This window comes from Streptomyces sp. NPDC046831, from assembly GCF_040645305.1.
In the GTDB taxonomy this organism is placed as follows: Bacteria; Actinomycetota; Actinomycetes; order Streptomycetales; family Streptomycetaceae; genus Streptomyces.
In genome coordinates, this window is sequence record NZ_JBEYXZ010000016.1 from 34,980 (window position 1) to 61,807 (window position 26,828).

A 26,828-nucleotide genomic window follows, 5' to 3' on the forward strand; every position below is an offset into this window, starting at 1 on the left:
CGCGGAGGAAGCCGTGGAGGAAACAGGCAAGACGGTCGCGACGGTGGCCGGTCCCGCCGGCTGGGAGGACGTCGAAGCGCTGCTCGGCCGGCGGGGATCGGTCAAGGGCTGCTGGTGCATGTTCTTCCGGCAGACGCCCGAGGAGCGGCGTACCCAGTGGGGCGAGGGCAACCGGCGGGCCCTGAAGAAACTCGTGGACGGCGGGCGCGCGCCCGGACTCGTCGTCCACCGCAACGGTGAACCGGCCGGGTGGTGCTCGGTCGCACCGCGCGGGGAGTACTCCCGCCTGGACCGCTCCCCGGTCACCAAGCCGGTGGACGACACGCCGGTGTGGTCGCTGGTCTGTCTGTACGTGCACCCCCGCCACCGGGGTACGGGCGTGGCCCGCGAGCTGGTGCGGGCGGCGGTCGGGCATGCCCGCGAACAGGGTGCCGCCATGATCGAGGCGTATCCGGTCGACGAGGACCTGGGCCCCGTGCCGACGGGTGCCGCGTACCACGGGCTGGTCGGGCTGTTCGCGGCCGAGGGCTTCGAGGAGGTCGCCCGGCGCACCCCGAAACGCCCGGTGATGCGGCTGCGGCTGCGCCCGGCGGACCGGGGCGCGCACTGACGGTCAGGCGTGCCGCTGCCGTGCGGCGAGGCCACCGCCGAGCGCGTCCGCCAGCGCTCCGGCCAGGGTGCGGACCATGGCGCCGTCGGGATCGCGATCGGGGTTGACCTCGGTGAGGACCAGCCCGGCGAGTTGCGGGGCGGAGCAGAGCTCGGTGAGGCAGTCCCGCGCGACGTCCAGCGGCAGGCCCTCGTTGAAGTGCGGGAAGTTGGCCAGCGGCAAGTCGACCGAGTCGATGACGTCGACGTCGAAGTGCAGTACGAACGGGTCGTGCTCCGCGGTCAGCTCCTCGCGGGCCGCCCGCGCCGCGGAGACCGGGTCCGCTCCGGGGGCGGTGACCTCCGTACACGGGTGGGCGCGCAGCCCGTGCCGCGCCATCCGCTCACGGCCCGGGGCGTTCAGCTCCGCCGGATCGTGACCGAAGGCCACGATCCCCGCGGCGGGCAGGAGCGGGGTGCGCGGTCCCAGCCCGTACAGCTCGGGCGCGCCCTCACCGAGGAGGTGGGACAGGACCATCGTGTCCAGGATGCCGGAGCGGCTGGTCTCCGGCACGGACAGGTCCAGGTCCCCGTCGAAGTACAGCAGTCCGGTCCCGGGATGCCGGGCGACCTGGGCCGCGACCACGCCCAGGGTGATGGTGCAGTCGCCGCCCACGACCAGCGGGAGCGCACCCTCGTCGAGGATGTCGCCCACCGCGGCGGCCACCGCCTCGGCGACCTCGACCACCCGGTCGAGGTTCTGGCTGGTGCGGTGGGCCGGGTCGGTGCGGAACGGGACCACGGGCAGGTCCCCGTGGTCCGCCACCTTCCACCCGGCCGCCGTCAGCCGTTCGGCCAGTCCCGCGTGCCGCAGGGCCGCCGGCGCCTTCTCCTGGCCGGGGCCGTGCGTCCCGGCGCAGGACGGGACACCGAGCAGTGCGATCTCTGCGCTCACGTGCTCTCCCCGTCGGCTCGTCAGTTGCTCCCGGCCCCCGGGACGGGTATCCGGCCGGCCTTCAGCGCCAGGTAGTACGGCAGATGGTAGTCGGCGAACTCGGCCAGGCGCGGATTGTTGTCCACGGTGTCCGCGTACGAGGAGGCGACCTTGGTGAAGCCGCTGGTACGGCTGGTCGACTCGTGCCAGGCGCGGGTGGACCGCCACTCCTCGCGGAGCCCCGGCTTCCAGTTCAGCGCTTCCGGGCGGAAGCCGATGCCGACGGCCGCGCAGTAGGCGCGTACGGTGCCCTCGGGGGAGGCGAGCAGATCGTCGGAGTCCACCACCACCGGGGACCGGCCGGTGCGTGCCGCCACCGCGTCGTGGATCTCGCCGAGCCGGGCGACGCCGATCTCGTCCCGGGTGAGGCCGGGGTTGAGCGCGTAGTGCGAGGCGACGATCTCCCGGGGGTGCCGGATGATGAACGTGTGCTCGGCCTCGGCGAGGAAGTCGGTGTCGGCGAGCAGCACCGGGTAGTGGAAGTCGGTCGTGTCCTTGAAGAACACCGGCGTGCGCCCGGACAGTTCGCGCAGGGCGGTGATCAGCTCGGACTCGCTGCGCACCGTCCGTCCCGCGACGTCGGCCTCGCCGAAGTCGGCGACGTGCGAGAACGGCTCGTGCACCACCGTGTAGTCGCCCCGCTCGGCCATCATCCGGAGGAAGGCGGTCGAGCGGGAGCGCGGGGCGCTCCACAGGGCGAGAATGCGGGGCGGTTCCCGGTCGGTCATCGGCTGCCCTTCCTGGTGGGGACTACGTGCGGCCGATCGTAGGGCCCTCGCGTCCCGCCCGTACGGGGCCGCGGGAGTGCCGCGGGCCCCATTTCCGCGCCCCGTCATCGTCCTCGTTACGCGGCCGTCAACGGCTGTAGTCGTGGCGTTGATCCGGCTGCTTCGGGCGTCAACGCGGGTGACCCGCGACGATCCTCATTCGAGCGGACGTGGCCGTCGCGGCCGGCCCGTAGCGTGCCGGTGTCAGGGCGCCGCGGTCGCGATCCGGTCGGCCGGGCGCGGAGGACGACCGTGGACGGAGATCGGGTGACAGCCTCGGCCATCGAACGTCCGGCCGGTGGGGGCGGGGGAACGGCGCTGCACGCCGTCAAGCGCTTCCTGCCGGTCCGGCTGGAAGAGCACTGGAACAACCGGGCCGTCTCCGCGGCGGGGGAGACCGGCGCGGGCCGGTTCAACGTCTGGCGCAACTCCTTCCCCGCCGAGCACCTGCCCGCTCCGGGCGGTGAACTCGTCGTCGGCGACGTGCCGTACCGCTTCCCGGCAACCACGGCGGACGGTGACAACATCCGCTGCGCGGGCCAGTACCTGCGACTGCCCGAGGGGCGGTACGACTGGATCCACCTGCTGGCCTCGGGCGAGCGGCGGGTGGAGACCGAGCTGGCACTGCACTTCGCGGACGGCGAGGTCGACTTCGAGGCCGTGCGCGTCTCGGACTTCTGGGCCGCTCCGGCCCGGTTCGGCGAGCAGGAGGCCGCCCGCACACCGGTGATGCACTATCCGCACCACGTCCAGCGCGGCGTACCGGCCGTGCTGTGGTCGCAGCGGGTGCCGGTCACCCGCACCGCGGTCCTGCACGGCGTCCGCCTCCCGTGGCACATCGCCCTGCACGTGCTGGCGCTCACCTTGGAGTCGGTGAGCACGGCTCCCCCGGGCAGTGGCCGATGACCACATCCCTCCTGCCCACCGCCGCCGGCCTCTGGTACCGCGACGTCATCAGCTGCCTGTGGGCCACCCTCGCCGAGAACGTCGCCCGCGCCGGGGGCGACCCTCTCGAAGTCCTGGGCCTGCACTGGGAGTTCCGCTTCCGCCCGGGCGACGTGCGCTCGGAGGAGTTCTACTTCGCCGGGGCGTACCCCGACGACGTGGCCCGCAGCATCGCCCCGTACCACGGCCTCTCCTCGCGCTGGCACCGCGCGGCCGACGACGAGAACCCGCTGGCCGAACTGGCCGCGCTGACCGGTCGGCGTGTGCTGCCCGTCGCGGCCGTGGACAACTTCCACCTGCCGTTCCGGCCGGCCTTCGGGGACGTGCACGCCGCCCATCTGATCGTCGTCCACGACGTGGACGCGGTGGCGGGCACCGTCACCGTCTCGGACGCCATGCCTCCGGCGTTCTCCGGGGTGATCGACGCCGCGGCCTTCCGCAGCTCCTGGGAGTCCGCCAACCCCAGCGACGAGCAGGACGCGTTCTTCAGCGACTCGCGGATCGACCGCCGGTACCTCACGGTCACCGTGGACGAGCTGCCGCCCCTCGGCCCCGAACTCCTCAAGCGGGCCCTGGAGACCGACGGGAAGCGGTTCGCCGACGGCGACGAGCGCGGCCCGTCGGGCGACTGGACCGGACTGCCGGGCCTCGGCCGCTTCCTGACCGACCTGAAGGAACGTGCCGCCGCCGGTGACCCCGGCGCGCTGCGTGACGCCTATCCGTTCGGCTGGGGGATGCAGGCCCAGGCCGGCCTCCACGGGGAACTGCTGCGCCGCCTGGGCGTCCGGCACGACATCCCGGAGCTGCGCGAGGCCGGCCGGCGGGCGGAGGCGGTGGCCCATGCCTGGACCGGCGTCCGGCTGTGTTCCGCCCACGGACACCCCGACCCGCTCGCCGCGCTCGCCGAACTACGCGGGCACGCCTCCCGACTCGAGGAGGCGTACCACCGGGGGGTGGCCGCGGTGAACGATGCCTGGAGGGCTCTGTGACCCCTGTCGAAGGCGATCCCGCCGCGGACGCCAAGGGGCGGCGGCTGGCCGCGCTCGGCGGCCGCCCCGCCGTGCCCCGGTGTCTGCGCAGCCTGCCCTGGCCGGTGGTGACGGACGCCGACCGGAAGGCCGTACTGGACACCCTGGACGGCGAGTCGCTGGTCTCCAACGCCGATGGGCAGACTCCCGTGAGCCGCCTGGAGCAGGCGTGGGCCGACCGCTGCGGCACCCGCTGGTGCGTGGGCACGTCCAACGGCACCACCGCGCTCCAGCTCGGGCTGGCCGCGCTCGGCATCGGTCCCGGCGACGAGGTGATCGTGCCGGGACTCAGCTTCATCGCCAGCGCGCTCGCCCCCGTCCACCAGATGGCGGTACCGGTGTTCGCGGACGTCGACCCGGTCACCTTCACCCTGGACCCGGAGGCCGTACGGGCCGCCATCGGCCCCCGCACCGCCGCCGTCCTCCCCGTTCACCTGCACGGCCACCCGGCTGACATGGACGCCATCGGCGCGCTGGCCGACCGCCACGGTCTGGCCGTGCTGGAGGACGCGGCGCAGGCCCACGGCGCCCGCCACCGGGGCCGCGCGGTCGGTGGACTGGGGCGTGCCGGGGTGTTCAGCCTCCAGGTCACCAAGAACCTGCCCACCTGCGGCGAGGGCGGACTGCTGGTGACGGACGACGAGGACGTCGCCCGTACGGCACGGATGGGCCGGCAGTTCGGCGAGGTGATGGAGCCGGGCGTCGACCGCGACTACATCTCCCACCACCTCGGCTGGAACCACAAACTCAGCTCCGTGCAGGCCGCGTTCACCCTCAGCCAGCTGGACCGCTTCGACGCGTACGAGGCCGTCAGGACCCGCAACGTCGAGGCGTTCCTGGAGCGCCTCGCCGGACTGCCCGGCCTGGTCGTCCCGACCGTCGCCGAGGGCAGCACGCACGCCTGGCACATCCTGCGCTTCCGCCTCGACCCCCGGGCGGCCGGCCTGCCCGGCGACGTCACCCCCGGCGCGTTCCGCGCCGCGGTGCACCGGCTGCTGCGCGCCGAGGGGGTGCCGGTTTCCCGTTACCAGCTGATGCCGCTCTCCGAGCAGAAGGTCTTCCAGGACCGCGTCGGATTCGGTTCCGGCCACCCCTGGGCGGCCCTCGGCGGCCCGCCGACGGAGTGCGGCGACCTGCCCGTCACCCGCGCGGTCGTCGAGGACTCCCTCACCCTCCAGAAGCGTCACCTCAACCCGGACGCCGGCGAGGCGCTGCAGCGGTACGCCGACGGCATCGAGAAGCTGTGGGCGAACCTGGACGTCGTGGCCCGGATGGCGGGCGGCTCATGACGCCCGAGGTCGCGGTGCTGGTGTCCCGGGTACGGGCGGACGACAAGCGCATCTTCGAGGCGCTGGAGCGCCGCTCGGTGCCGTACGTCCAGCTCGACGCCCGTACCCTGCACGGCTCCGCGCACCCCGGTCCGCGGCGCCCGCGACCGGTCGTGCTGAACCGGGAGATCTCGTACACGCGGGCCTGCTACGGCGCCGAACTGCTGGAGGCCGCCGGACACGAGGTGGTGAACTCGGGCGCCGCGACGGCCCTCTGCGGAGACAAGTGGCGCACCAGCACCGCGCTGGCCCGGGCCGGTCTGCCCACCCCGCGCACGGTGCTGGCGCTCACCCCCGAAGCAGCGCTGGAGGCGTGGGAGGAACTGGGCGGGCCCGCCGTCGTCAAGCCGCTCGTCGGTTCCTGGGGACGGCTGGTCACCAGGGTCCCCGACCGAGCGACGGCGGAAGCGGTGCTGGAGTACGTCGCGGCGCTGCCCTCGCCCCAGTCGCACGTGGTCTACCTCCAGGAGCTGGTCGAGAAGCCGGGCAGGGACATCCGGGTGGGTGTCGCGGGCGGCGAGGTGATCGGCGCGGTCTACCGCCGCTCGGACGGCTGGCGAACCAACGTGGCACAGGGCGCGCATACCGAACTCTGCGAGGACGCGGAGGAGTTCGGGACGCTGGCGCTCGCCGCGGCGGAGGCGGTCGGAGCCCGGATCGCGGGAGTCGACCTGATCGAGGACACCGACGGGAGGCCGCAGGTGCTGGAGGTCAACGCCGGGCTGGAGTTCTCCGGACTCCAGCGGGCGCTGGGGGAGAAGGTCTCGGTCGCGGACGCACTGATCGACGTGGTGCTGGGGAGGCAGCCGTGGTGACCCGGGTCGCGGTGGTCGGCGGAGCCGGCTACATCGGGGGAGACCTGATCCGCATCCTGCTGGGGCATCCCAAGGTGGAGCTGGTGGCGGCCACCTCGCGGAGCCTGGCCGGACGGAGGGTCGACGGCGCGCACCCCAATCTGCGCGGTCTCACGGACCTGACCTTCACCGAACCCGACCGGCTCGGCCGGTGCGAGGTGCTGTTCACGGCCGTGCCGCACCGGGAGAGCATGGGGCAGCTCAGCCGCTTCGCCGGCCTCACGGACCTGCTCGTCGACCTGTCCGGGGACTTCCGGCTGCGCGACCCCGAGGTCTTCGCGGCGTACTACGGAGTGGCCCACACCGCCCCCGGCGAACTGGACTCCTTCACGCCGGGACTGCCGGAGCTGCACCGCAAGGAGCTGACCGGCGCCGACCGGATCAGCGTGCCCGGGTGCATGGCGACGGCCGCCGTCCTCGCCCTCCACCCGGCCGCGGCGGACGGCCTGGTCACCGGTGAGGTGACGGTGGACGCCAGGACCGGTTCCAGCGGTTCCGGGATCTCGGCGGGCACCGAGAACCTGCACGCCGAACGGAGCGGAGCCATGCGGGTGTTCGCACCCCACGGTCACCGCCACGAGGCCGAGATCGCCCAGGCGACCGGCCTGCCGGTGCGGATGACGGCCACCGGGGTCGAGGCGGTGCGGGGCGTGCAGGTGCTGTGCCGGGCCGCGCTGGCCGACGGGGTGGACGAGCGCGCGCTGCGGGCCGCCTACCGGCGCCACTACGCGGACGAGCCGTTCGTCCGGGTGGTCGCGCACAAGCGGGGCCGGTACCGCTACCCGGAGCCCAAGCTCCTCGCCGGCTCCAACTTCTGCGACGTCGGCTTCGCGGTCGACCGCGAACGCCGGCAGGCCCTGCTCATCGGCGCGCTGGACAACCTGGTCAAGGGAGGCGGCGGGGGCGCGGTGCAGTCCATGAACGTGCGCATGGGCTGGCCGGAGCGGACCGGACTCGGCTTCCCGGGGCTGCACCCGTGACATCTGGGAGGAGATCACCCGTGCCCGACCCCCTGCACCCGCCCGGGAGCCTGCCGGCACCCGAGCCCGCCACCGCCCCGGACAGCCCGGCCGCGCCACTGGTGGTGAAGGTCGGCGGCAACGCCGCGGTCGACCTCGACGCAGTGGCCGACGACGTGGCCGAGTACGCCCGCACCGGCCGCCCGGTCGTTCTCGTGCACGGCGGTTCGGCGGAGATCGAACGGCTCGCGGAGCGTCTCGGGGTGCCGTCGCGCACCCTGGAGTTCCCGGGCGGGGTGACCACCCGCCACACCGACCCGGCCACCCTGGAAGTGGTTCTGCTCGCGCTGGCCGGTGCCGTCAAGCCCCGGCTGGTTTCCCGGCTCAACGCGGCCGGTGCCGTCGCCGTCGGCCTCACCGGCCTCGACGGCGGCACCCTGCTCGCCAGGCGGAAGAGGACCCTGCGGGCCGTGGTGGACGGCCGCTCCATGGTGGTGCGCGAGGATCACAGCGGCCGGATCACCAAGGTGTCCACCACCGTGCTCGACCGGCTGCTCGCCGACGGTGCCGTACCGGTCCTCTCCCCGCCCGCACTGGACGAGGAGGGACACCCCGTCAACGTCAACGCCGACCGGGCCGCCGCCGCGGTGGCGGCCGCCCTTGGCGCCCACGCGCTGCTGCTGCTCACCGGCGCGCCGGGCGTGCTCGACGACCCGGGCGACGAGAGCTCCGTGCTGCCCGAGTGCGCCCTGACCGCGGACGGCCCGGTGCCGTACACGGGCGGTGGGATCGCGATCAAGCTGGCCGCCGCACGGGAGGCACTGCTGGCCGGGGTGAGCGAGGTGAGGATCGCCGACGGCCGGGCCGCCCGCCCGGTCTCCGCCGCGGTCGCCGGAGCCGGGACCCGGATCACTCTGGACGCCCTCCGCGGCGAGGGAGAGGGGAAGCGATGAAGCTCGTACACCAGAGCCAGGACGGTTCGGTCAGCGAGACCACCGCCCTTGGCGTGCTGCGCAGGATGCTGGAGATCCCGTCGCCCTCGTACCATGAGGCCGAGCTCGCCGCCTACCTGGTGAAGGCCCTCGAAGAGCTCGGGTTCCAGGCCTACATCGACCGCGTCGGCAATGTGATCGGCGAGATCGGCACGGGTGGTGACGGGCCGGCGGTGATGCTCGTCTCGCATCTGGACACCGTGCCCGGCGAGGTACCGGTCCGCTCGGAGGACGGCAGGCTCTACGGGCGCGGGGCGGTGGATGCCAAGGGCCCTCTGGCCACGATGATCTGCGCCGCCGCCTCACTGGCCGACTACCCCGGCCGGATCGTGGTCGTCGGCGCAGTCGAGGAGGAGACCCCCTGCTCCCGCGGCGCCATGCGGATCAGGTCCGAGATGCCGAAACCGGACTACGTGGTGGTCGGCGAGCCGAGCGGCTGGTCGACGGTGGTCCTCGGCTACAAGGGCAAGCTGGATCTCCGCTACCGGGTCGAGCGTCCGGCGACCCACCCCAGCAACCCCGAACCCAAGGCGTCCGAACTCGCCGCCGCGACCTGGCGGGAGCTGCTGGACCTGTTGGGCCCGGAGGCGAACCACGGCTCCTTCGACCAGCCCGGGGCCACCCTCTGCTCCTTCAACGGCGATCTGGTCGCCGCGGAGGCCGAGTTCAGCGTCCGCACCCCGCCCGGCTTCGACTCACCGGGACTGGTGGAGTCGTTGCGCTCCCGGCTGCCGGCAGGGCGGCTGACCGTGGTCAACTCGGTCGCCGCCTGCCACGCCGGACGCGGCAGCGAGGTGGTCCGGGCCCTGTCCGTGGCGATCCGCGACCAGCACGCGAGGCCCACCATGAAACTGAAGACCGCGACCTCGGACATGAACACCCTGGCCGAGGTGTGGGACGTGCCGATGGCCACCTACGGCCCCGGCGACAGCCGCCTCGACCACGCGGACGACGAGCACATCATGATCGCCGACTACCTGCGCGGGATCGCGGTGCTCACCGCCGCCCTGCGCGAACTCGCCCCGGCTCCCGCCAGGGCCAGGATGCGGGTGGTCCGGTGAACGGTGCCACCGTCTGGCTGACGGGTCTGCCCAGCGCCGGGAAGTCGACCGTCGCCCGTGCCCTCGCCGAGCGGCTGCGCCCCGCCCGCCGCGTGGAGATCCTGGACGGGGACGAGATCCGCGCGCATCTGTCGCCCGGCCTCGGCTTCAGCCGCGAGGACCGGATCGAGAACGTACGCCGCACAGGCTGGCTCGCCCACGTCCTGGCACGCAACGGCGTGCTGGCCGTCGTGCCGGTCATCGCCCCCTACGCCGAGGCGCGCCGCCAGGTCCGCGCCGCTCACGAGGCCGCCGGCACCCCTTATCTGGAGGTGTACGTCGCCACCCCCCTCGACGCCTGCGTGGAACGCGACGTCAAGGGACTCTACGCGCGCCAGGCACGTGGCGAGCTGAGCGGGCTGACGGGCGTCGACGACCCCTACGAGCCGCCGGGGGAACCCGAGTTGGTACTGGACACCCGTGTCTGCTCGCCCGCCGAGTCCGCGGCGCAGGTGCACGTCGTGCTGAGGGACAGGGGGCTCGTATGACGGTGACCGCCGAGGTGCGCACGGGGCTCGACCTGCTGGAGGCCGAGGCCGTCCACATCTTCCGCGAGGCCCTGGGCCAGTGCGAGCGTCCGGTGCTGCTGTTCTCCGGGGGCAAGGACTCGATCGTCATGCTCCATCTGGCGCTTCGGGCCTTCGCTCCGGCTCCTCTGCCGTTCGGACTGCTGCACGTCGACACCGGCCACAACTTCCCGGAGGTGCTGGCCCACCGCGACCGCGTCGTGGAGAAGTACGGCATTCGCCTCGCCGTGGCGTCCGTACCCGGCTACCTGGCGGACGGCCGCCTCCAGGACCGCCCGGACGGTTCACGCAACCAGCTCCAGACGCTCCCCCTGCTGGACGCCATCGCCGGCGGGCGGTACGACGCCGTGTTCGGCGGCGGGCGCCGCGACGAGGAGAAGGCCCGGGCCAAGGAGCGGGTGTTCTCGCTGCGTGACGCCTTCGGGCAGTGGGACCCCCGCCGCCAGCGCCCCGAACTCTGGTCGCTCTACCACGGCCGCCACCGTCCGGGCGAACACCTCCGGATCTTCCCGCTCTCCAACTGGACCGAGCTGGACGTGTGGCAGTACATCGGCCGCGAGGGCATCGAACTGCCCGAGATCTACTACGCGCACCGCCGCACGGTGTTCCGCCGGGACGGCATGTGGCTCACCCCCGGCGGCTGGGGCGGCCCGCGGACGGACGAGGAGCTCACCGAGCGGACGGTCCGGTACCGCACCGTCGGGGACATGTCCTGCACCGGGGCGGTCGAGTCGACGGCCCGCACCGTCGACGAAGTGATCGTGGAGGTGGCCGCCTCCGAGCTCACCGAGCGCGGAGCCACCCGTGCCGATGACCGGGCCGGGGACGCCGCGATGGAGGACCGCAAACGCGAGGGGTACTTCTGATGACGACCGTCAAGGGCGGACTGCTCAGGCTCGCCACCGCCGGCAGTGTGGACGACGGGAAGTCCACGCTGGTCGGGCGGCTGCTGCACGACTGCCGGGCGATCTTCGCCGACCAGTGGACGGCGGTCGAGCAGGCCAGCCACCGGCGCGGCCACGACGGCGTCGACCTCGCCCTGCTCACCGACGGGCTGCGCGACGAGAGGGAGCAGGGCATCACCATCGACGTGGCGTACCGGTACTTCGCGACCGCGCGCCGCCGCTTCGTCCTCGCGGACACCCCCGGCCACGTGCAGTACACGCGGAACATGGTCACCGGCGCCTCCACGGCCCAGCTCGCCATGATCCTGGTCGACGCCCGCCACGGTCTGGTCGAGCAGACCCGCCGCCATCTGGCGGTCACCGCTCTGCTCGGCGTCCCCGAGGTGGTGCTCGCGGTCAACAAGATGGACCTGGTCGGATACGACGAGTGGACCTTCCGGAGCCTGGCCGAGGAGTTCGGCGCGCTGTGCGCCCGGCTCGGGGTGGGGTCGGCCCTCGCCGTCCCGGTGTCCGCGGTCCACGGCGACAACGTGGTCAACCGCTCGGACCGGATGCCCTGGTACGACGGACCGACCCTGCTCCACCACCTGGAGGAGGTGCCGGTGGCGGAGCCGGCGGCACCCGCTCGGCTCCCGGTGCAGTTCGTGATCCGGCCCCGCACCGCCGAGCATCCCGACTACCGCGGCTACGCCGGGCGGCTGGAGTCCGGCACCCTCGCGGTCGGCCAGCAGGTGGTGGTGCTGCCCGCCGGCCACCGGACCACGGTCACCGGTCTGGACCGGCTCGGCCGGCCGGTGGACACCGCTGTCGCGGGGGACTCGGTCACCGTTCTGCTCGCCGACGACCTCGATGTGGCGCGCGGCGACCTCATCGCCCCGCCCGAGGAGGCGCCCCGCCCGGTGGACGAGTTCACCCTGACGGTCTGCCACCTCGCCGACCGGCCGCTGGGCGCGGGTGCCCGGGTCCTGCTGCGGCACGGCACCCGGGTGGTCCGGGCGATGGTCACCGAGCTGGTGGACCTGACCGACATCAGCACCCTGGCGGCCACCCCGGGACCGGCCGAACTCCGCACCAACGACATCGGCACGGTCCGGGTCCGCACGGCACAGCCCGTTGCCCCGGACGCGTACGAGGAGAACCGCGGCGGCGGCGCGATGCTGCTCATCGACGACCAGTCCGGCGACGTGCTCTGCGCGGGGATGACCCGCCGGGCGGGACTGCCGCGCTGACCCGCCGGCGCAGGGGGAGGCCCGGCGGGCCGGGCTGCGGCACGGCGACCTGGTCCCGCACCCGTCTGCTGCAGGGGGAGCGGCGTGAGAAGAGTCGTGCGTACCCGGCCACGCCGTCCGTCCTCCACCCCCGCTCCCGCGGGCCGCGCCGGCCGGCGGTCCGGCCTCAGATCCTCCAGGAGCGCAGTGCCCCGGCGACGGCGTACACGCTCACCCGGCTGTCCCGCACCTTCCGGACCAGGTCGGACAGGGCGCCGTAGGGCGGGTCGATGCCCTCGCCGCACTGGTCCATGTACTGGGCGGCGACGAAGGCGGCGAAGAGGCTGTTGCGGTGCGGCAGGGGCTCCAGGCGCACGATGGTGTGCAGGAGCGCGGCCGCGCGCCAGGCGGGATCCGGGTCGGACGCCTCGAGGGTCGGCATCCGCGTCCGGTGCCGCGCGACGGCCGCCACCAGCGCGGAGTAGTCGGCGACCGTCACGTCTTCGTGTCCGAGGGCGACCTCCTGGACATCCAGCAGCCAGGAGACGTCGATATGCAGGAACATCAGGCGGCGGCAGTCCCATCGCCGCGCCGGGAAGGCGGCAGCTCCTCGGGGAACGCCGCGTCGAACTCCGCGCGCAGCCTGTCGGCCCAGGCGGTGGCGCCGGCGACGAACCGCTTCCGGTGCATCTCCCGCACGCCGAGATCATGGAGGTACTGCTTCAGGCTCTTGCCCTCGGCAGCGGCGGCCGCGCGCACACCCTCCAGCTCCTCGTCGGAGAAGGACACGTTCAGTGATGGCATGCAGGCGATGGTACCTAGTTGGTGCCACGCCCGCCACACCCGCCGTGCCGGACGGCGGGGCGCGGCGGGTGCGGCGCTCAGAACACCCACCGCGTGTGGGTGTAGACCCCGTTGTCCCGGCCGAAGCCGTACGCCGTGGCCGGAGCCACCGCGAACACCACCGCGTCCCCGTTCCGGAACGCGTCCCCGATCCCGTGGAAGGTGCCCTCGGGCGAGGTGATGTGCGCCCCGTACTTCGTCTCGTACGCCGCGATCACCTCCTCCAGCAGCGCAGGATCGCGGACCCGCTCCGCCGTGCCCTCGACCACCAGGTCGAGCCCTTCCGTGAGCGAGTTGCCGCCCGTGGTCAGCGCGCAGTGCGCGTCATGGGCGAGGTTCCTCGCCTTCTGCTCGCCCGGCCCGGTGGAGAAGTAGAGCACCCCGTCGTGCCAGGCGGCGATCACGGGCGTGACGTGCAGCCGTCCGTCGGGCCGCACCGTGGACACCCAGAAGATCTCCGCGGTCTCCAGGTGCCGCCGGGCCTCGGACCACTCGGTGGCGGTCGCGCCCGCGGCCTCCGGGCGAGGGTTGAGCGCGGAGCTGTAGCGGGCGTCGAGTTCGGCGGTCGTGGGCTGTCTCCCGGGTCCCTGTGTGGGCATGGGCGTATCCCCTTCCTTCCTGCCATGAGACTGGCGGTGCACGCGGAAATCATCGGGGGCGTCGGCACCGAGGCCGGCGCTCACACGCCAGGGGGTACGGAGGAGTCGGCTTCCTCCTGCGCTCTCGACCCGCCATGCCCGCGTCCACCGTCGACGCGCGCGTATACCGGGTGACGACTTCTGATCCGCGTCCGGGACCGCGCAGCGCCGTATGCGACAGCCCCGGCGACGCCCGAGCGGGCGACGGCGGTCCTGGGGTTCGGCCCGGGTGGCCGCTCACAGGCCCGCGTGGTCCAGCAGCAGCCCCAGATCGCCGTCCCGCACCCGGGTGACCCCTTGCGGGTGCCGGTTGGACAGGGCGTGCAGGGGGACGGGGTCGAGGTACAGCCGCCGGGTCGCCGCCGCGTTCAGCGTCGCGGTGAACCGCCACGGCTGGCGGGGGCTTCCGGTCACCTCGTACGGTTCGTCCTCGATCTCCGCCACGGCGGCGATCTCCCGTACCGGCGAGGCGAAGTAGATCCACAGGCGGTCGCCGGAAGCCATGCGCCGCCACCTCGACAGGCACCACTCCCGCCGGGGCGCGGTCTCGGCGAGTGCCAGCATGCGGTCCTTGGCGGAGGAGCCGGCAGAGGAGCCGTCGTCCAGGCCGGTGTCCGTGGGTTTCACGATGAACAGCCAGTCCACGAAATGTTCCTCCGCTCGTGCGTGTCCCGTGCTCGGCGCCGGTCTCGTGTGTGCTGCCCGGAACGAGACCCGGCATGCCCCCGCCACGAGCACCCGCCACGAGCACCCGCCCGGAAACCGCGCCGGCGCCGTCCGGACCGGGTGGGCCGCACCGCACGCGGTGGTACCCGGCCCCGGCGTCACCCGTGCCTCGGCGCGTCCTGTCGCAGCGGCGTCCGCTGCCGGCTGGACCGATACGCACGTTCGCGCGTCGCGCGGTCGGTGCCCGTCGCGCCGAGCCAGGCGAGGAAGGCGCAGACGAAGAGGCCTTCGACGAGCAGGGACAAGGGGCCGTACGGTGGCTCCCATCCGGCTTCGTAGTAGCCGTAGGGCAGGCCGACGGTGCGCGACAGCACAAACCCCACGATCATGGCGAGGCTGACGACCGTCCCGGTCAGCCAGGCGGCCAGGGGACGCCATCCGGCCACGAGCGCCGCGGCCACCAGCAGCATCACGCCGCTGCCCACGGCGAACAGCAGGCCGATGTAGAACTTCTCCTCCAGGTGGTCGGGGACGAGCAGCGTGTGCAGCACCGCGTTGCCGACGGCGCAACAGGCCGCCAGTCCCCTCACAGAGGCCTCCGTGGCAATCATCTCGGCTCCCATCGTTCACGGGCACGGGCACGGGCGTGGCCCTGGGACAAGAGGCCGGGTCTGAGGACGGCGCCGGCCGGTCCGGGTGCTGAGCCGCCCGGGGCGGAGGAAGCCGCTTCGGCGGGACGGGTTCGCACGGAGTGAGTACGGCAGGAATCCCTGCAGGGATTGCTGCGCGGGCCGGAGACCTGCCGGGCGTCCGCTCGGACGGGTGCCCCGCGCCCTGCCCCGGCGCTGTCCGGGCCCGAGCGGGCGTTCCACCAACGCGTCTTGGTCTTATCCCATGCGGCTGCCAGGGAACCCAGCGACGACGTCGACGAGAGCGGTTGCGCCCACACCGGTGGGAGTTACCGTGGTCTGGTGGCTTCCGATCCGGCCGTGCCGGTCGACCTCGCCGGCACCGCCATCGACTCCGTCAGCGTCCTGAGCGACGCCTCGCGGCGGCGCATGTTCGCCTTCATCCGGCGCGCCCGCCGCGCCGTCACCCGCGACGAGGCCGCGGCCAGCGTCGGCATCTCACGCAAACTCGCCGCCTTCCACCTCGACAAACTCGTCGACGCGGGGCTGTTGCACGCGCGCTACGAAACGCCCGGCGGGATCCGCAAGGTCGGCAGGCGGCCGAAGGTCTACGAGGCCACCGGCGCCCAGATCACGGTGAGCATCCCCGAGCGGCGTCACGAACTCCTGGCGGACCTGCTGCTGGACGCCGTCCTCACCGAAGGTGCCGACGAGAGTGCCGCGCAGGCGGCCGTGCGTTCCGCCGGGCAGCGGGGCCTGCTGATGGGCGAGGCCGCGCGGGAGGAGTTCCGGCCGGGCCGGCTGGGCCCCGAGCGAGGCCTGACCGTCTGCGAGCGCCTGCTGGACCGCTACGGCTACGAACCCGTCCGTGAGGCCCCCACGCGGCTGCGCCTGCGCAACTGCCCGTTCCATCCGCTGGCCGCCAAGGCCCCCGACCTGGTGTGCGGCATGAACCGGGCGCTCCTGACCGGCTACCTGGCCGGCCTCCAGGTCAAGGGAGTACAGGCCGTCCTGGCTCCCGAGCCCGGCGAGTGCTGCGTCCGGCTCGGCGCCGGCAGCACCGACAGCGACCCCGCGCCGGTCGCCGCGCAGGCCGGCCCCGCACGCACGCCCCCGTCCGCTGCGGAAGGATCCGAAGGCGATGACCAGATAGCCGAAGACCTCTGACTCCGCGCGGGCCCTGCAGAACCACCCCGGACGCACGACCGTGTCCGCCGCGGACGGACCGGCGGAAGGGGAACCTCTCCGCGACGCCACGCGGAGCTCACCAGCACGACCGGTGCTCGGCATCCGTCCGAGCTGGGGGACACGCCCGTTCTGGCGTTCCAACCGGAGCACTGCCATGTTGACCAAGCGCATCCTGAACCGTCCTGCTCCGTCCACGCAGCCGGCGGCGCAGCCCGCCACCGCCCCCGTGGCGACCGCCGCGGACTGCGGACTGCTGCTCCTCAGGCTGACCTTCGGCCTGCTGATGGCCGCCCACGGTGCCCAGAAGGTCTTCGGGCTGTTCGGCGGTGAGGGCCTGGCGGCCACCGGCAAGGGTTTCGCGGCCCTGGGCTACCACCCGGGGAAGCTGTTCGCCGCCGTCGGAGGCCTGTCCGAGCTGCTCGGCGGCCTCGGTCTGGCCCTCGGACTGCTGACGCCGCTCGCCGCCGCCGCGTTGATCGGCGTCATGATCAATGCGATGGCGACGGTCACCGGCGCCCACGGCCTGTGGGCCACGGAGGGAGGCGTCGAATACAGCGTGTGCATCGCTGTCGTCGCCCTGGCCGTCGCTGCCATCGGACCGGGCCGCCTGGCCGTCGACCGCTTGTTCCGCTGGGGTACCGGCGGCTGGAAGGAGGCCGCGTTCGCCCTGGGCCTCGGCGGCATCGCCGCCGCGGTCACCCTCAGCATCTGAACGAAACGCACGCGCGGGGACCCGGCCGCCCACCGAGCGCGGCTCGATCGGCGCATCGAGGGGCGCCACCCGGCCGGGTCCCGCCCGGCGGCAGCCCGCCGATTCGGCAGTCCCCGCGGGAGCGCCGCGAGCGACCGGACGGTTCCGCTTCCCGGTGTCGGGCCTGCCGTGACGGGTACCGGGAGCGGACGGGGGAGCCGCTCTCACCGGAGGGAGAAGACGTGCTCTCAGACACATCGCGTCCCGTCGTCACGGCAACGCTGCCGGTCGTGGCCGACCACATCAACGAGATCGCCCAGCGCTTCTACAGGCATCTCTTCGCCGAGCATCCCGAGCTCCTCGACGGCGTCTTCAACCGCGGCAACCAGGCACACGGCCAGCAGCAGCAGGCGCTGGCCGGCTCGGTGGCCGCGTTCGCCACGACCCTGCTGGAGACGCCGGAGCGGATGCCGGAGCAACTGCTGCGGCGCATCGCGCACAAGCACGCCTCACTCGGCATCCGCCCGGACCAGTACCGGGTCGTCCACGACCACCTGATGTGGGCGATCGGCGACGTCCTGGGCGACGCGGTCACCGAGGAGGTCGCGGCGGCCTGGGACGAGGTGTACTGGCTGATGGCCAACGCCCTGATCAACCAGGAGCGCGGCCTCTACAGCGCCCGTGGGGTGCGGCCGGAGACCGTCTGGCGGGACTGGCAGGTCGAACGCAGGATCAAGGAGACCGACGACGTGGTCACCTTCGTGGTCAAGCGGATCGACGACCGTCTGGTGAAGAGCTCACTGCCGGGCCAGTACGTCACGGTGCGGATGCGGATGCCGGACGGGAAGCTCCAGCCGCGCCAGTACAGCCTGACCCGCGCCGACGACGGGGAGCGCCGCCAGTTCTCGGTGAAGCGGGTGCGCGGCGAGGGCGGCGACCCCGACGGCGAGATGTCGGCGCTGCTGCACGACTCGGTCGGCGTGGGCGACATCCTGACGCTGTCGCTGCCGTACGGGGACGTGGTGCTCGACGACTCGGGGCGGCCGGTGGTGTTCGCCAGCGCGGGCATCGGCATCACTCCCATGGCGGGCATGCTGTCGCACCTGGTCGCGGCCGACTCCGGGCTGCCGATCACCGTGCTCCACGCCGACCTCGACGAAGCGTCGTTCCCCCTGCGGCGGCAGGTGGTCAACGACGTCCTGGCGCTGCGCGACGCGCGGATGTTCCTCTGGTACGAGAAGGGCGCGCACAGTCTCGAACCGGTGAACGGCGTCTTCGAGGGCCTGATGGACCCCACCGCCGTCGGCATCCCCGACGACGCCCTCTACTACCTGTGCGGCCCGCTGCCGTTCATGAAGGCCGTCCGCAGCCGGCTGATCGATCACGGGGTCGCCCCGCACGACATCCAGTACGAGGTCTTCGGCCCCGACCTGTGGCAGGCCGACCTGGACTGACCGCCTCGAAAGGACCCCGGCATGACCACCGATTCCGCTCTGGTCGCGGGCGCAGGAGGAGTCATCGGGCGCAGCGTGGCGGAGGGCTTCGCCCGCGCGGGCATCAAGGTCCGCGGCGTCAGCCGCCGTCCACCGCAGGGCTCCCCGAGCTGGGAGCACCTCCCGGTCGACCTCCTGGACCCCTCGGCGGCGCGTGAGGGGCTGCGTCCGGCCGCCGACACCACGCGGCTCGTCTTCGCCGCCTACATCGAGCGCACCGACCTCGCCGAGCAGGTCGCCCCCAACGTCGAACTGCTCGACAACACCCTCGGCGCCCTCGCCGCGGCCGGCGCCCCGCTGGAGCACGTCACGCTGTACCAGGGGAACAAGTACTACGGCTCCCACCTCGGTCGTTTCAAAACGCCCGCGAAGGAGGACGACCCGCGCCTGATCGGGCCCAACTTCTACTACGACCAGGAGGACCTGCTGCGCTCGCGCGCCGAGGAGATGGGCTTCCGGTTCACCGTCTTCCGCCCCGAGGCCGTCATGGGCTACGCCCAGGGCACCCCGATGAACCTCCTGATGGTGATCGCCACGTACGTCGCCGTCACCAAGGAACTGGGACTGCCGCTGCGCTTCCCCGGTGCCCTGGAGGCGTACGACGGGATCCTCTACCAGATGACGGACGCGCAGCTCCTCACCCGCGCGACCGACTGGGCCGCCTCCGCGCCCCCTGCCGCGAACGAGGCCTTCAACATCACCAACGGTGACGTCATCCGCTTCAGCCACCTGTGGCGTGCGCTGGCCGCCCACTACGACATGCCCGTCGAGGAACCGAAGACGATCGTCCTCGATCAGCACATGCCGGCGCAGGAGCCCGTCTGGCGCCGGATCGTCGAGAAGCACGCCCTCGTACCGACCCCCTACGCCGAGCTCGTCGACTGGCGGTTCGGCGACATGATCCTGAACTCGACGTGGGACAACGTCAGCTCGACCATCAAACTCCGCACGGCGGGGTTCCAGGACTGCTACGACACCGAACAGCGCCTCCTCGAACTGCTCGACGACCTCGGCCGGCGACGCATCGTCCCACCCGCCCGGGCATGACCGCACCACCCCGGACCGAAGCACTCCTTGCCCAGCAGCGGCCGGACCCGTGAGCGGGAGCCGGCGGTGCAGAACGGGCGTTGCAGCAGGCCGCCCGTCGGCGACCGGGGCCACGATCTGCCGGCCGGAGTCAGCGACCGGCGGTGCTCTCCCGCACGAGGAGTTCGTGCCGGGCCGTCACCTCCCGGAGATCGGCGCGTCCGCCGCCGTACCGGGGACCGTGGATCTGCCGCTCCAGCATCTCCACCGCCACCCGGACGGTCTCTCCCTTGCCGGGGGAGACGGTGGTGAGCGTCGGCGTGCTGCAGCGGCCGTCCTCGATCTCGCCGAACTCCGCGAGTGCCACGTCCTGCGGGACGCGCAGACCGCGGGCGAGCGCGGTGCGCTGGGCCCCGAGCGCCTCCACCAGGACCTGCTGATGGCGGGCGCGGTGATCGCCGGCGTGCCCGTCCTGCTGCCGTACGTCGTGGCCCCGCGCCGGGTGATCGAAGGGGTCTCCCGGTCGGGTCCGAAGGGCTGAGCCCGGACGCCGTCCGACGGGGACACTCGGCGTGTCACCCGTACGCCGTGAACGGGCGGACCCGGCCGGCGGCCATGGCGCGGCCGGGCCGGTCGTTCGCTGCCGGTTCCCGCGGCCTACCGGTAGAAGACGGCCACGCCGCCGTGGTGCGAGCAGGCCCCGACCCGGCCAGTACGCCGTCCCTCCCGGACGAACTGCCGACCGGGCGCCTCACGGGTTCTCCGAGGTCCCGCGGACGGCGGCGGCGAGGGCGCCGCCGACGGCCCGCGCCCCCGCCGCGTTGGGGTGCAGGGGAGCGGCCGGACGAGTGGGGACCACACCTTCGACATAGCGGTCGGCGGGGTCGGCGCAGCTGTCGTGCCCGATGCCCAGCGCCCGGGTGTCGACGAAGACGGCGCCGTGCTGTCCGGCCACCCGTCTCATCGCGGAGTTGAGGTGGTCGACCGCGCCCTGCAGGTAGGTGGCGTCCTGCTTCCAGAAGGGCTGGCGGGGATAACAGCCACCGTCGCGCAGGTAGTTGCCGTAGCCGACGACGAAGACCCGGGCATGCGGCGACCGCCGCGCGATGCCGTCCAGCACGCTGCCCAGGGCCGGTGCCCAGGCGTCGACGCGGGCCTTCACCTTGTCGGTGCCGCCGTCGGTGTTCTCCTTGGCACAGCTCGTACCGTGCGGCTCGGGCAGCACGTTGACGCAGGCCAGGGCCTGGCTGAAGAGACCGGTGTCGTTGCCGCCGATGGTGATGCTGACGATGTCGGTGGCCGGCGTGAGCGCCTCGTACTGGGCCGCTGCATTGGGGTGCTGAGCGCTGCTCAGATGGTCGACGGTGGCCGCGGAGCAACTGACGTCGGTGAGGTGCGCGCCCAGGGCCTGCGCGGCGACACGGGGATAGCCGGCCAGGGAACGCAGACAGGCCCCGCCGGCCAGGTCGGCCGGCGGCACCAGCGGCGCGGCCGCGTAGGAATCGCCGAGCGCGACGTACCGCAACGGTGCGGCGGCCGACGCCCCCGTGGCCGGCGCCGTGGCCGCCAGGGCACCGAAGGCCGCAACGGCGAACAGGGTCATGGGCAGGGCTGTCTTCAAGGACGCCTCCATCCGGGCAGGTGCGGCGCGGGCTGCTGTCTTGCTCCGAGCATGGGTGAGCGGGCGGACCGCCGCACGGCGGTTCGCCCACTCGCACCGCACTCCTCACCGTCACCCGGCGCCGACCGGCCCCGCCCGACGGGTCGCCGGACGGGGCTGGTCGCGGCCGGCAGCCCGGCAGGAGACGAGGACAGCGCGTTGCACCTGCCGCGGCCGGCGGCCCCTGTCCGACCCGCCCGACTGCCGTCCCGGTGGCATGGCGTCCGGGGCTCGGGCCACGGGTGGGGCTCCCCGCCGACGCGAGGGTGCTGCGGCCGGCCTCGCCCGGCGGACCGCGTCCTCCCTACATGGCGGCGGTGCGGATGGCGGCGATGTCGAACTGCAGGCGGACCTTCTCGCTCACCATGGCCCCGCCCTGGGCGAGCCTGGCGTCGTAGGTCAGACCCCAGTCCGAGCGGTTGATCGTGGTGGTCCCGTCGAAGCCGACCCGCTCGTAACCGAACGGGTCGGTCACATGCCCGATGTAGGTCAGTTCCAGGACGACGGGGCGGGTGACGTCCTTGATGGTGAGGTCGCCGCGCATGCGGTAGACGTCCTGCCCGGCGAGGCTCACGGCGGTGCTCGCGAACGTCATCCGGGGATACCGCGCGGCGTCCAGGAAGTCACGGCCGACCAGGTGCGCGTCGCGCTGCTCGACGCCGGTGTCGACGCTGGCGGTGTGCAGCACGATGTCGGCGCGCGAGCGCGCCGGGTTGCGGCCGTCGAAGTACAGGCGGCTCTCGTACTTCGGGAAGGCGCCGCGCACCGTCGTCACCATGGCGTGCCGCACGGAGAAGCCGATCCTGCTGTGCGCCGGGTCGATCATCCATTCCCCGGTCAGCGCGGACAGGGCGGCATCGGGCAGGACCGGGGTGCCCGGGGCCGTCGGCGCAGGCGAAAAGACCGAGTCCTCTTGCGTGTCTGGGGTGGCGGGAGCCATCGCGTGACGGAGCGGAGAGGTGCGGCCGAAGAGGTTCATGAGGCACGTAGTTACGTCAGGGCGGCCGCCACCGCAAGACCTGGACAGAAAACCCGCGCCTTCGTCGGCAGATCTTCACAGCTCGACAGGGCGGTGGGGCCGCCTCCGTCGAACCTGGCCTCTAAGGGGGGATTCATCCGCATTCGCTTCCGGTGGCTGCCTGTACGGAGAGCCACTTCGTGGCGTTCAGGCCGGACCGGAGACCGCCCGCAACGGCCGCTCACTCGGACGCCCCGGCGAAGAAGTCGGCCAGGGAGGAAGCGAGTGCCCCGGGAGCCTGCTCGGCCACATGGTGTCCGGAGTCGATGCCGTGACCGCGTACGTCCGTCGCCCACCGGCGCCAGATCCTCACCGGGTCACCGTACAGATCCTCCATGTCGTCCCGGAGCGACCACAGGATCAGCGAGGACCGCTGCGGACGGAACGCGTACGGGTCGCCCCACAGCCTCTCGTCGTGGTTCTGCCCGTAGACGTCCAGTAGCGCCATGCAGCCGGCCGGAGCGCACTCACCGTGCCGGGACAGTTCGGTGACGGCGCGGCCGCCGCCCCGCGGGCAGGGCAGTGGCCGGTGCGTCATGCGCGCCCAGTGCCCCGTGCGCTCCTGCCCGCCCCGGGCGGTCGGGTGAGCACCGGCCGGACGCAACGCAGCGGAACGCGCCGGTGACGCGCACGCCTCGGGAGGGGACGGTCACCGGCGTCGGGCCGAGTCGAGGACGGTGGCGGACTTCTCGCACCGTCAAGGCTCCCCGGACAATCCGGTCGAACGGCGTGTCATCGGAGTGATCAGGACTCGGGTGATTAGGGTCTCGGAGTGCTGAATGAGCCGTTCGTAATCGCGAGCATGCCGGCGGGTGTCCATGATCCGGGCCGGGGGCCGCTCGACGACCTGGCGGCGGGACAGGACGGACCCGGAGGTCTCAGGACGGCCGAGCGTCCTGATCGTGAGGTGCAGATGCCTGTGCGCCCGGATCCTGAGCTCGCTCCCGTACGCGGAGTCGGCCCGGGCGACGGCGGTGACGGCGGAGCGCGTCAGGCCGATGCGGCAGAGGCCTCCCGTCGCCGCGGCGGGGTCGACCAGGCCGGCCGGGGCGCCCATGACCGCCAACGGCAGGCCGCGGCCGTCGACCACGACATGGCGTTCGCGGCCATCGACCTCCTCCCGTGGGTCGTGGCCACGGAATTCTTCCCGGACGGCCGAGGCCGCTTCGACCGATGAGATGCCGGGAGATCAGGGCCGCTGCCCGGGATCGTGACGCCTGGCGGGGGAGCGTCCGATGTCTGACCCATCGGCTTGGACGGGCCTGTCCATGACATAGCCCGCTGCCGAAGTGCCTGCTCGAGTCGGCGGAGCGTTCGGACACCCGGGGCGCGTGAGCCGGTCCGCGAACAGGCAGGGCGTCGGTCGTCTCCCCGGGCTGTGAAGGTCCATGCTTGCGTCATGGAGAAGCTCCAACTCACGCAGGTTCCTGCCGCGTACGCCTGCATGATCGTCCGCAGGCCCGCCGAAGAGGCGTTCCGGGCCTTCGCCGATCCGGCCGTCACCACCCGGTTCTGGTACAGCAGGAGCAGCGGACCGATGACTGCGGGAGCCGAGCTGCGCTGGGAGTGGGAGGCCTACGGCGCGTCGGCGGACGTACGGGTCCAGGAGGTGGCGGAGAGCCGGCTGATCCGGTTCGAGTGGGGCAACTACGCGCAGCCGACCACGGTCGAGCTGAAGTTCACCCCGCGGGCAGGGGAGTCCACGTTCGTCGAGGCGACCGAGACCGGTTTCCGGGGCACGGGGGACGACGCCGTGCGCTGGGTCAATGACACCGTCGGCGGCTTCACCACTGTCCTGTGCGCGATGAAGGCCCTCCTCGAACACGGCATCGAGCTCAACGCGGTCCCGGACCATCACCCCGTCTGACGGGCAGCCCTGACCGGACGCGGTCCCCTTACAACCGCCGCCGGCCCTCAGGGGCAGTGCCGCTCGGTTCCCGCCGGTAGAGGAGCCCGGCTGGATCCGACGGGAGGGCCGAGGGCCGGCACGCCTGGTCGGGGTGCTCCGAACGCATTCGAGGCCCGCGAGGGGGTAATGGGTCGTGGTCATCCTGACCGGGGTGACTTCGGACCAGGGGGTAACTCGTTGAAGGCAACAACCCGCCGTTCAGGGAAGAGACTTGGCGTCGTCTGCGTCGCCGCCGTCACGCTGCTGACCTTCACCGGTTCGCCACAGGCGGCGGCACCGGTGCCGGGGCGGACCGCGACCGCGGCCGAACTGACGGACGCGACGCTCGGCTACCGCGCCGACAGCCGGGCGGACGGTCTCGTCGCCGGGGCCACGGCGGCTCCGCCGTACAAGAAGCTCTGGTCCCGGGACTTCGGCACGGTCGTCTCGGCGCCGGTCGCGGTCGGTGACAACGTGTACGCCGTCGTGAACGCGGACGACGGCACCGAGGGCGGCCCGCGCATGATGCTCGTCGGGGTCCAGGCCGCCACCGGCCAGGACCTGTGGCCGGCCGTCCCGCTGGAGCAGAACGAGCCCCAGGCCGGGGTGTCGTTCGGGGGCGGTCTGCTCTACACACAGACGTCGCGCGGCACGATCGCCGCCTGGGACCCGGCCACCGGCCGCCAGAAGTGGTCGGTCACCCTCGACTCGGCGTCCATGCAGTACCCGCCCGTCTGGTACGACGGGCTGCTCTACCTGCAGGACGGCCGGGGCACGGCGCTGGCCCTTCGCGCCGACACCGGCGCCCGGGTGTGGACCGCCCCTCTCTCGGAGTACTCCTGGGCCCCGACCGTCGTCGACGCCTCCGGCGTGTGGATCGGATTCGACGGCGTCGCCTGGCACCACCTCGACCTCAGGACCGGTGCCGAACTGCACCGCTTCGAGGTGCCCGACGTCTCCGGCGCCTACGGAAACCCGGTCGCGCTCGGCGCAGGCGCGGCCTGGATGCGCAGCAGCGACAGCGACGACGAGACAGTCACCGCCTACGACCAGCACACCGGCGCGGCCGTGCGGAAGCTGCCCGCCGACGCGACCCCGGTCTTCGGCCCGGGCCGGGTGTACGTCGCCCATCGCGGCACAGTCAGCGCGCTCGACACCAGCACGTACACGGCCGCCTGGACCTACACCAGCTCCGTGAACGCGGCCACCGTGCGCCTCGTCGCCAACGGCTACGTGTACGTGGAGGATGCCGACGGACGCCTCGTCGTGCTCGACCAGGAGACCGGCGACGTCGTGTGGTCGTACCGGCGTTACCCCACACCGCCGCCGATGTCGCCCGTCCTCGCCGAGGAGGACTGGCGCGGCTTCGTCGTGCCCGGCATCGCCACGGCCAAGGCGCGGCTGTTCGTACCCGCCGCCGAAGGCACCCTGATCGCCTTCGGCAAGGAGGAGGAACCGCGCGTCTCCGCGAAGGCCTGACACGGCTGTCACCGTGAGCTGTGCCCGGCCGCGTAGCGCGTTCCGGTGAGGCGGGTGCCGCCGGGCACCCGCCTCGTCCGGGTACGCGGGGACTTCTGGAGTGCGCTTCGCGGTGTGGGCGACGGACCGGTCCGGCCAGTCCGGCCTGAGCCGGCGGCACCTGACCGGGAGGCTGCCCGCCCCGAGCCGGGGGACGTTCACAGCATGCGGCGTCGCCGTCCGAACGCCCGGCTTGCGTTGGAGTGTGCTCCAGGTCGTAGCGTCGCGTTCACTGAGGGCGGGGGACGGGGCCGGCGTCGGCCGGTGCCCCGCACGGGATGCCGGGCGGTGGATTCTGTCGCTAGATGGATGAGGGACATCGTGCGGTGCGGACGGTGAACGCGTACGCGGAAAGGCTGGGACAGGGCATGCGAGAGCGAAGTCTGCGGGACCTCCGGGTATCGGCCATCGGCCTGGGGTGCATGGGAATGTCCGCCTTCTACGGGTCGGCGGACCGGGAGGAGGCGATCGCGACCATCCGGCACGCCCTCGACCTGGGGGTGAACTTCCTCGACACCGCGCAGATGTACGGGCCGCTCACCAATGAGTCGCTGGTGGGCGAGGCGGTCCGGGGGCATCGCGAGGACTACGTGATCGCGACGAAGTTCAACTACCGGATGGACGACGCCGTACCCGGCGACATCAGCACGGTCGGCCCGCAGGACGGCTCGGCCGAGCACGTGCGCAGCTCGGTCCACGGATCCCTGGAGCGCCTGGGAACGGACCACATCGACCTCTACTACCAGCACCGGGTCGATCCGAACGTGCCCATCGAGGAGACGGTCGGCGCGCTGGGCGAGCTGGTCGCCGAGGGCAAGGTGCGGGGCATCGGGTTGAGCGAGGCGAGCGCGCAGACCATCCGGCGCGCCCACGCCGTGCACCCCGTCACCGCGGTGCAGAGCGAGTACTCGCTGTGGTCGCGGGACGTGGAGGCCGAGGTCCTCCCTGTCTGCCGGGAGCTGGGTATCGGCTTCGTGCCGTACTCGCCGCTGGGGCGCGGTTTCCTCGCCGGCCGGTTCACCTCACCGGACGAGCTGGATCCGAACGACTGGCGGCGCGAGAACCCGCGCTTCCAGGACGCCCATCTGGAAGCGAACCTGCGGCTGGCGGCGAAGGTGAAGGAGATCGCCGCGGAGAAGGGCGTGACCCCGGCCCAGCTGGCGATCGCGTGGGTGCTGGCCCAGGGCGAGGACCTGGTCCCGATCCCGGGGACGAAGCGACGTACCTATCTGGAGCAGAACGCTGCCGCGGTCGACATCGCGCTGACCGCGGAGGACCTGGCCCGTATCGATGCGGAGCTGCCCGAGGCGTCGGGTGAGCGGTACGACGAGGCGGGGATGCGGACGGTCGACCGCTAGCCGGGGCGCGCGAGCGG

At 72.8% G+C, this 26,828-nt stretch carries 29 protein-coding genes and 1 pseudogene; 18 read left to right on the forward strand and 12 right to left on the reverse strand.

What is annotated here, in order from left to right; genetic code table 11:
• Positions 1-13 precede the first annotated feature (13 nt).
• Complete coding sequence (locus tag ABZ920_RS16090; protein ID WP_361504311.1) at positions 14-610, forward strand: GNAT family N-acetyltransferase; 597 nt, start codon at positions 14-16, stop codon at positions 608-610.
• 3 nt (positions 611-613) lie between these two features.
• Here the strand turns inward: ABZ920_RS16090 and ABZ920_RS16095 are convergent, their stop codons facing one another.
• Both ABZ920_RS16095 and ABZ920_RS16100 read right to left on the reverse strand, forming a co-directional pair.
• Positions 614-1,543, reverse strand: coding sequence for an arginase family protein (locus tag ABZ920_RS16095; protein ID WP_361504314.1), 930 nt, complete (start codon positions 1,541-1,543; stop codon positions 614-616).
• A 20-nt stretch (positions 1,544-1,563) separates the two neighbouring features.
• Complete coding sequence (locus tag ABZ920_RS16100; RefSeq protein WP_361504317.1) at positions 1,564-2,310, reverse strand: sulfotransferase family protein; 747 nt, start codon at positions 2,308-2,310, stop codon at positions 1,564-1,566.
• Positions 2,311-2,616: 306 nt separating this feature from the next.
• On the opposite strand from ABZ920_RS16100, the gene ABZ920_RS16105 reads away from it, so the two are divergent.
• From ABZ920_RS16105 to ABZ920_RS16150, 10 genes are read left to right on the forward strand one after another with little or no spacing between them, the layout of a single operon-like run.
• The gene (locus ABZ920_RS16105; protein ID WP_361504319.1) at positions 2,617-3,255 is read left to right on the forward strand and encodes a hypothetical protein; all 639 of its coding nucleotides are present in this window, start codon (positions 2,617-2,619) and stop codon (positions 3,253-3,255) included.
• On the forward strand, positions 3,252-4,283 hold the full coding sequence (locus ABZ920_RS16110; protein ID WP_361504322.1) for a BtrH N-terminal domain-containing protein: 1,032 nt from the start codon (positions 3,252-3,254) through the stop codon (positions 4,281-4,283). The genes ABZ920_RS16105 and ABZ920_RS16110 overlap by 4 nt, the downstream gene beginning before the upstream one ends.
• On the forward strand, positions 4,280-5,611 hold the full coding sequence (locus tag ABZ920_RS16115; protein ID WP_361504325.1) for a DegT/DnrJ/EryC1/StrS family aminotransferase: 1,332 nt from the start codon (positions 4,280-4,282) through the stop codon (positions 5,609-5,611). The genes ABZ920_RS16110 and ABZ920_RS16115 overlap by 4 nt, the downstream gene beginning before the upstream one ends.
• Positions 5,608-6,465 carry a RimK family alpha-L-glutamate ligase gene (locus ABZ920_RS16120; protein WP_361504328.1) on the forward strand — a complete coding sequence of 286 codons (858 nt, stop codon included), beginning with the start codon at positions 5,608-5,610 and terminating at the stop codon, positions 6,463-6,465. The genes ABZ920_RS16115 and ABZ920_RS16120 overlap by 4 nt, the downstream gene beginning before the upstream one ends.
• Positions 6,462-7,484, forward strand: coding sequence for an N-acetyl-gamma-glutamyl-phosphate reductase (gene argC, locus ABZ920_RS16125; protein WP_361504570.1), 1,023 nt, complete (start codon positions 6,462-6,464; stop codon positions 7,482-7,484). Before ABZ920_RS16120 ends, argC begins: the two co-directional genes overlap by 4 nt.
• Positions 7,485-7,504: 20 nt before the next feature.
• The gene (locus ABZ920_RS16130; protein ID WP_361504331.1) at positions 7,505-8,416 is read left to right on the forward strand and encodes a [LysW]-aminoadipate kinase; all 912 of its coding nucleotides are present in this window, start codon (positions 7,505-7,507) and stop codon (positions 8,414-8,416) included.
• Entirely contained in the window at positions 8,413-9,516 is a 1,104-nt protein-coding gene (locus ABZ920_RS16135) for a [LysW]-lysine hydrolase (RefSeq protein ID WP_361504334.1), read from the forward strand. Before ABZ920_RS16130 ends, ABZ920_RS16135 begins: the two co-directional genes overlap by 4 nt.
• Complete coding sequence (gene cysC, locus ABZ920_RS16140) at positions 9,513-10,043, forward strand: adenylyl-sulfate kinase (protein ID WP_361504337.1); 531 nt, start codon at positions 9,513-9,515, stop codon at positions 10,041-10,043. The genes ABZ920_RS16135 and cysC overlap by 4 nt, the downstream gene beginning before the upstream one ends.
• Positions 10,040-10,948, forward strand: a complete 909-nt coding sequence (gene cysD / locus ABZ920_RS16145) for a sulfate adenylyltransferase subunit CysD (protein ID WP_361504340.1) — start codon at positions 10,040-10,042, stop codon at positions 10,946-10,948. Before cysC ends, cysD begins: the two co-directional genes overlap by 4 nt.
• Positions 10,948-12,216 carry a GTP-binding protein gene (locus ABZ920_RS16150; RefSeq protein ID WP_361504343.1) on the forward strand — a complete coding sequence of 423 codons (1,269 nt, stop codon included), beginning with the start codon at positions 10,948-10,950 and terminating at the stop codon, positions 12,214-12,216. Before cysD ends, ABZ920_RS16150 begins: the two co-directional genes overlap by 1 nt.
• Before the next feature lie 166 nt (positions 12,217-12,382).
• Here ABZ920_RS16150 and ABZ920_RS16155 read toward each other — a convergent pair whose 3' ends face one another.
• The 5 genes from ABZ920_RS16155 to ABZ920_RS16175 form a co-directional block, all read right to left on the reverse strand.
• A complete protein-coding gene (locus ABZ920_RS16155; protein WP_361504346.1) occupies positions 12,383-12,760 on the reverse strand; it encodes a toxin Doc in 378 nt (125 codons plus the stop codon).
• Positions 12,760-12,999, reverse strand: coding sequence for a hypothetical protein (locus tag ABZ920_RS16160; protein ID WP_361504349.1), 240 nt, complete (start codon positions 12,997-12,999; stop codon positions 12,760-12,762). Before ABZ920_RS16160 ends, ABZ920_RS16155 begins: the two co-directional genes overlap by 1 nt.
• Before the next feature lie 77 nt (positions 13,000-13,076).
• Positions 13,077-13,637 (reverse strand): pyridoxamine 5'-phosphate oxidase family protein, encoded by a 561-nt coding sequence (locus ABZ920_RS16165; protein WP_361504352.1) that lies wholly within the window; start codon positions 13,635-13,637, stop codon positions 13,077-13,079.
• Positions 13,638-13,913: 276 nt separating this feature from the next.
• Entirely contained in the window at positions 13,914-14,321 is a 408-nt protein-coding gene (locus ABZ920_RS16170; protein ID WP_361504355.1) for a hypothetical protein, read from the reverse strand.
• Between the two features lie 179 nt (positions 14,322-14,500).
• Positions 14,501-14,932 (reverse strand): hypothetical protein, encoded by a 432-nt coding sequence (locus tag ABZ920_RS16175; RefSeq protein ID WP_361504358.1) that lies wholly within the window; start codon positions 14,930-14,932, stop codon positions 14,501-14,503.
• 381 nt (positions 14,933-15,313) lie between these two features.
• Between ABZ920_RS16175 and ABZ920_RS16180 the strand changes: the two genes are divergently transcribed.
• The 4 genes from ABZ920_RS16180 (at position 15,314) to ABZ920_RS16195 (ending at position 19,390) form a co-directional block, all read left to right on the forward strand.
• On the forward strand, positions 15,314-16,138 hold the full coding sequence (locus ABZ920_RS16180; protein ID WP_361504361.1) for a helix-turn-helix domain-containing protein: 825 nt from the start codon (positions 15,314-15,316) through the stop codon (positions 16,136-16,138).
• Positions 16,139-16,313: 175 nt separating this feature from the next.
• Positions 16,314-16,871 carry a DoxX family membrane protein gene (locus ABZ920_RS16185; protein WP_361504364.1) on the forward strand — a complete coding sequence of 186 codons (558 nt, stop codon included), beginning with the start codon at positions 16,314-16,316 and terminating at the stop codon, positions 16,869-16,871.
• A gap of 221 nt (positions 16,872-17,092) precedes the next feature.
• Entirely contained in the window at positions 17,093-18,304 is a 1,212-nt protein-coding gene (locus ABZ920_RS16190) for a globin domain-containing protein (protein WP_361504367.1), read from the forward strand.
• Between the two features lie 21 nt (positions 18,305-18,325).
• On the forward strand, positions 18,326-19,390 hold the full coding sequence (locus tag ABZ920_RS16195; RefSeq protein WP_361504370.1) for an SDR family oxidoreductase: 1,065 nt from the start codon (positions 18,326-18,328) through the stop codon (positions 19,388-19,390).
• A gap of 130 nt (positions 19,391-19,520) precedes the next feature.
• Here ABZ920_RS16195 and ABZ920_RS16200 read toward each other — a convergent pair whose 3' ends face one another.
• From ABZ920_RS16200 to ABZ920_RS16220, 5 genes and pseudogenes are all read right to left on the reverse strand, one after another.
• Positions 19,521-19,796, reverse strand: a complete 276-nt coding sequence (locus ABZ920_RS16200; RefSeq protein WP_361504373.1) for a substrate-binding domain-containing protein — start codon at positions 19,794-19,796, stop codon at positions 19,521-19,523.
• Positions 19,797-20,120: 324 nt separating this feature from the next.
• The gene (locus tag ABZ920_RS16205; RefSeq protein ID WP_361504376.1) at positions 20,121-20,990 is read right to left on the reverse strand and encodes an SGNH/GDSL hydrolase family protein; all 870 of its coding nucleotides are present in this window, start codon (positions 20,988-20,990) and stop codon (positions 20,121-20,123) included.
• Between the two features lie 343 nt (positions 20,991-21,333).
• Positions 21,334-22,008: a YceI family protein gene (locus tag ABZ920_RS16210; protein ID WP_361504379.1), complete on the reverse strand. Its 675-nt coding sequence runs from the start codon at positions 22,006-22,008 to the stop codon at positions 21,334-21,336.
• A gap of 220 nt (positions 22,009-22,228) precedes the next feature.
• Positions 22,229-22,414, reverse strand: a pseudogene (locus ABZ920_RS16215) (alpha/beta hydrolase); the annotation flags it as partial.
• Positions 22,415-22,744: 330 nt separating this feature from the next.
• Positions 22,745-23,227 carry a transposase gene (locus ABZ920_RS16220; protein WP_361504573.1) on the reverse strand — a complete coding sequence of 161 codons (483 nt, stop codon included), beginning with the start codon at positions 23,225-23,227 and terminating at the stop codon, positions 22,745-22,747.
• Between the two features lie 219 nt (positions 23,228-23,446).
• Here ABZ920_RS16220 and ABZ920_RS16225 point away from each other — a divergent pair, with 219 nt between their 5' ends.
• From ABZ920_RS16225 to ABZ920_RS16235, 3 genes are all read left to right on the forward strand, one after another.
• Positions 23,447-23,914 carry an SRPBCC family protein gene (locus tag ABZ920_RS16225; RefSeq protein WP_361504382.1) on the forward strand — a complete coding sequence of 156 codons (468 nt, stop codon included), beginning with the start codon at positions 23,447-23,449 and terminating at the stop codon, positions 23,912-23,914.
• A 219-nt stretch (positions 23,915-24,133) separates the two neighbouring features.
• The gene (locus ABZ920_RS16230) at positions 24,134-25,414 is read left to right on the forward strand and encodes a PQQ-binding-like beta-propeller repeat protein (RefSeq protein WP_361504385.1); all 1,281 of its coding nucleotides are present in this window, start codon (positions 24,134-24,136) and stop codon (positions 25,412-25,414) included.
• A gap of 407 nt (positions 25,415-25,821) precedes the next feature.
• Complete coding sequence (locus tag ABZ920_RS16235; protein WP_361504388.1) at positions 25,822-26,811, forward strand: aldo/keto reductase; 990 nt, start codon at positions 25,822-25,824, stop codon at positions 26,809-26,811.
• Positions 26,812-26,828 lie beyond the last annotated feature (17 nt).

Bases quoted from the DNA above. Each gene is read 5' to 3' on its own strand.
- ABZ920_RS16165 (WP_361504352.1), bottom strand. From the start codon at position 13,637: ATGCCCACACAGGGACCCGGGAGACAGCCCACGACCGCCGAACTCGAC.
- ABZ920_RS16185 (WP_361504364.1), top strand. From the start codon at position 16,314: ATGTTGACCAAGCGCATCCTGAACCGTCCTGCTCCGTCCACGCAGCCG.
- ABZ920_RS16160 (WP_361504349.1), bottom strand. From the start codon at position 12,999: ATGCCATCACTGAACGTGTCCTTCTCCGACGAGGAGCTGGAGGGTGTG.
- ABZ920_RS16150 (WP_361504343.1), top strand. From the start codon at position 10,948: ATGACGACCGTCAAGGGCGGACTGCTCAGGCTCGCCACCGCCGGCAGT.
- ABZ920_RS16225 (WP_361504382.1), top strand. From the start codon at position 23,447: ATGGAGAAGCTCCAACTCACGCAGGTTCCTGCCGCGTACGCCTGCATG.
- ABZ920_RS16195 (WP_361504370.1), top strand. From the start codon at position 18,326: ATGACCACCGATTCCGCTCTGGTCGCGGGCGCAGGAGGAGTCATCGGG.
- cysD (WP_361504340.1), top strand. From the start codon at position 10,040: ATGACGGTGACCGCCGAGGTGCGCACGGGGCTCGACCTGCTGGAGGCC.
- ABZ920_RS16100 (WP_361504317.1), bottom strand. From the start codon at position 2,310: ATGACCGACCGGGAACCGCCCCGCATTCTCGCCCTGTGGAGCGCCCCG.
- ABZ920_RS16135 (WP_361504334.1), top strand. From the start codon at position 8,413: ATGAAGCTCGTACACCAGAGCCAGGACGGTTCGGTCAGCGAGACCACC.
- ABZ920_RS16110 (WP_361504322.1), top strand. From the start codon at position 3,252: ATGACCACATCCCTCCTGCCCACCGCCGCCGGCCTCTGGTACCGCGAC.
- ABZ920_RS16210 (WP_361504379.1), bottom strand. From the start codon at position 22,008: ATGAACCTCTTCGGCCGCACCTCTCCGCTCCGTCACGCGATGGCTCCC.
- ABZ920_RS16155 (WP_361504346.1), bottom strand. From the start codon at position 12,760: ATGTTCCTGCATATCGACGTCTCCTGGCTGCTGGATGTCCAGGAGGTC.
- ABZ920_RS16120 (WP_361504328.1), top strand. From the start codon at position 5,608: ATGACGCCCGAGGTCGCGGTGCTGGTGTCCCGGGTACGGGCGGACGAC.
- ABZ920_RS16235 (WP_361504388.1), top strand. From the start codon at position 25,822: ATGCGAGAGCGAAGTCTGCGGGACCTCCGGGTATCGGCCATCGGCCTG.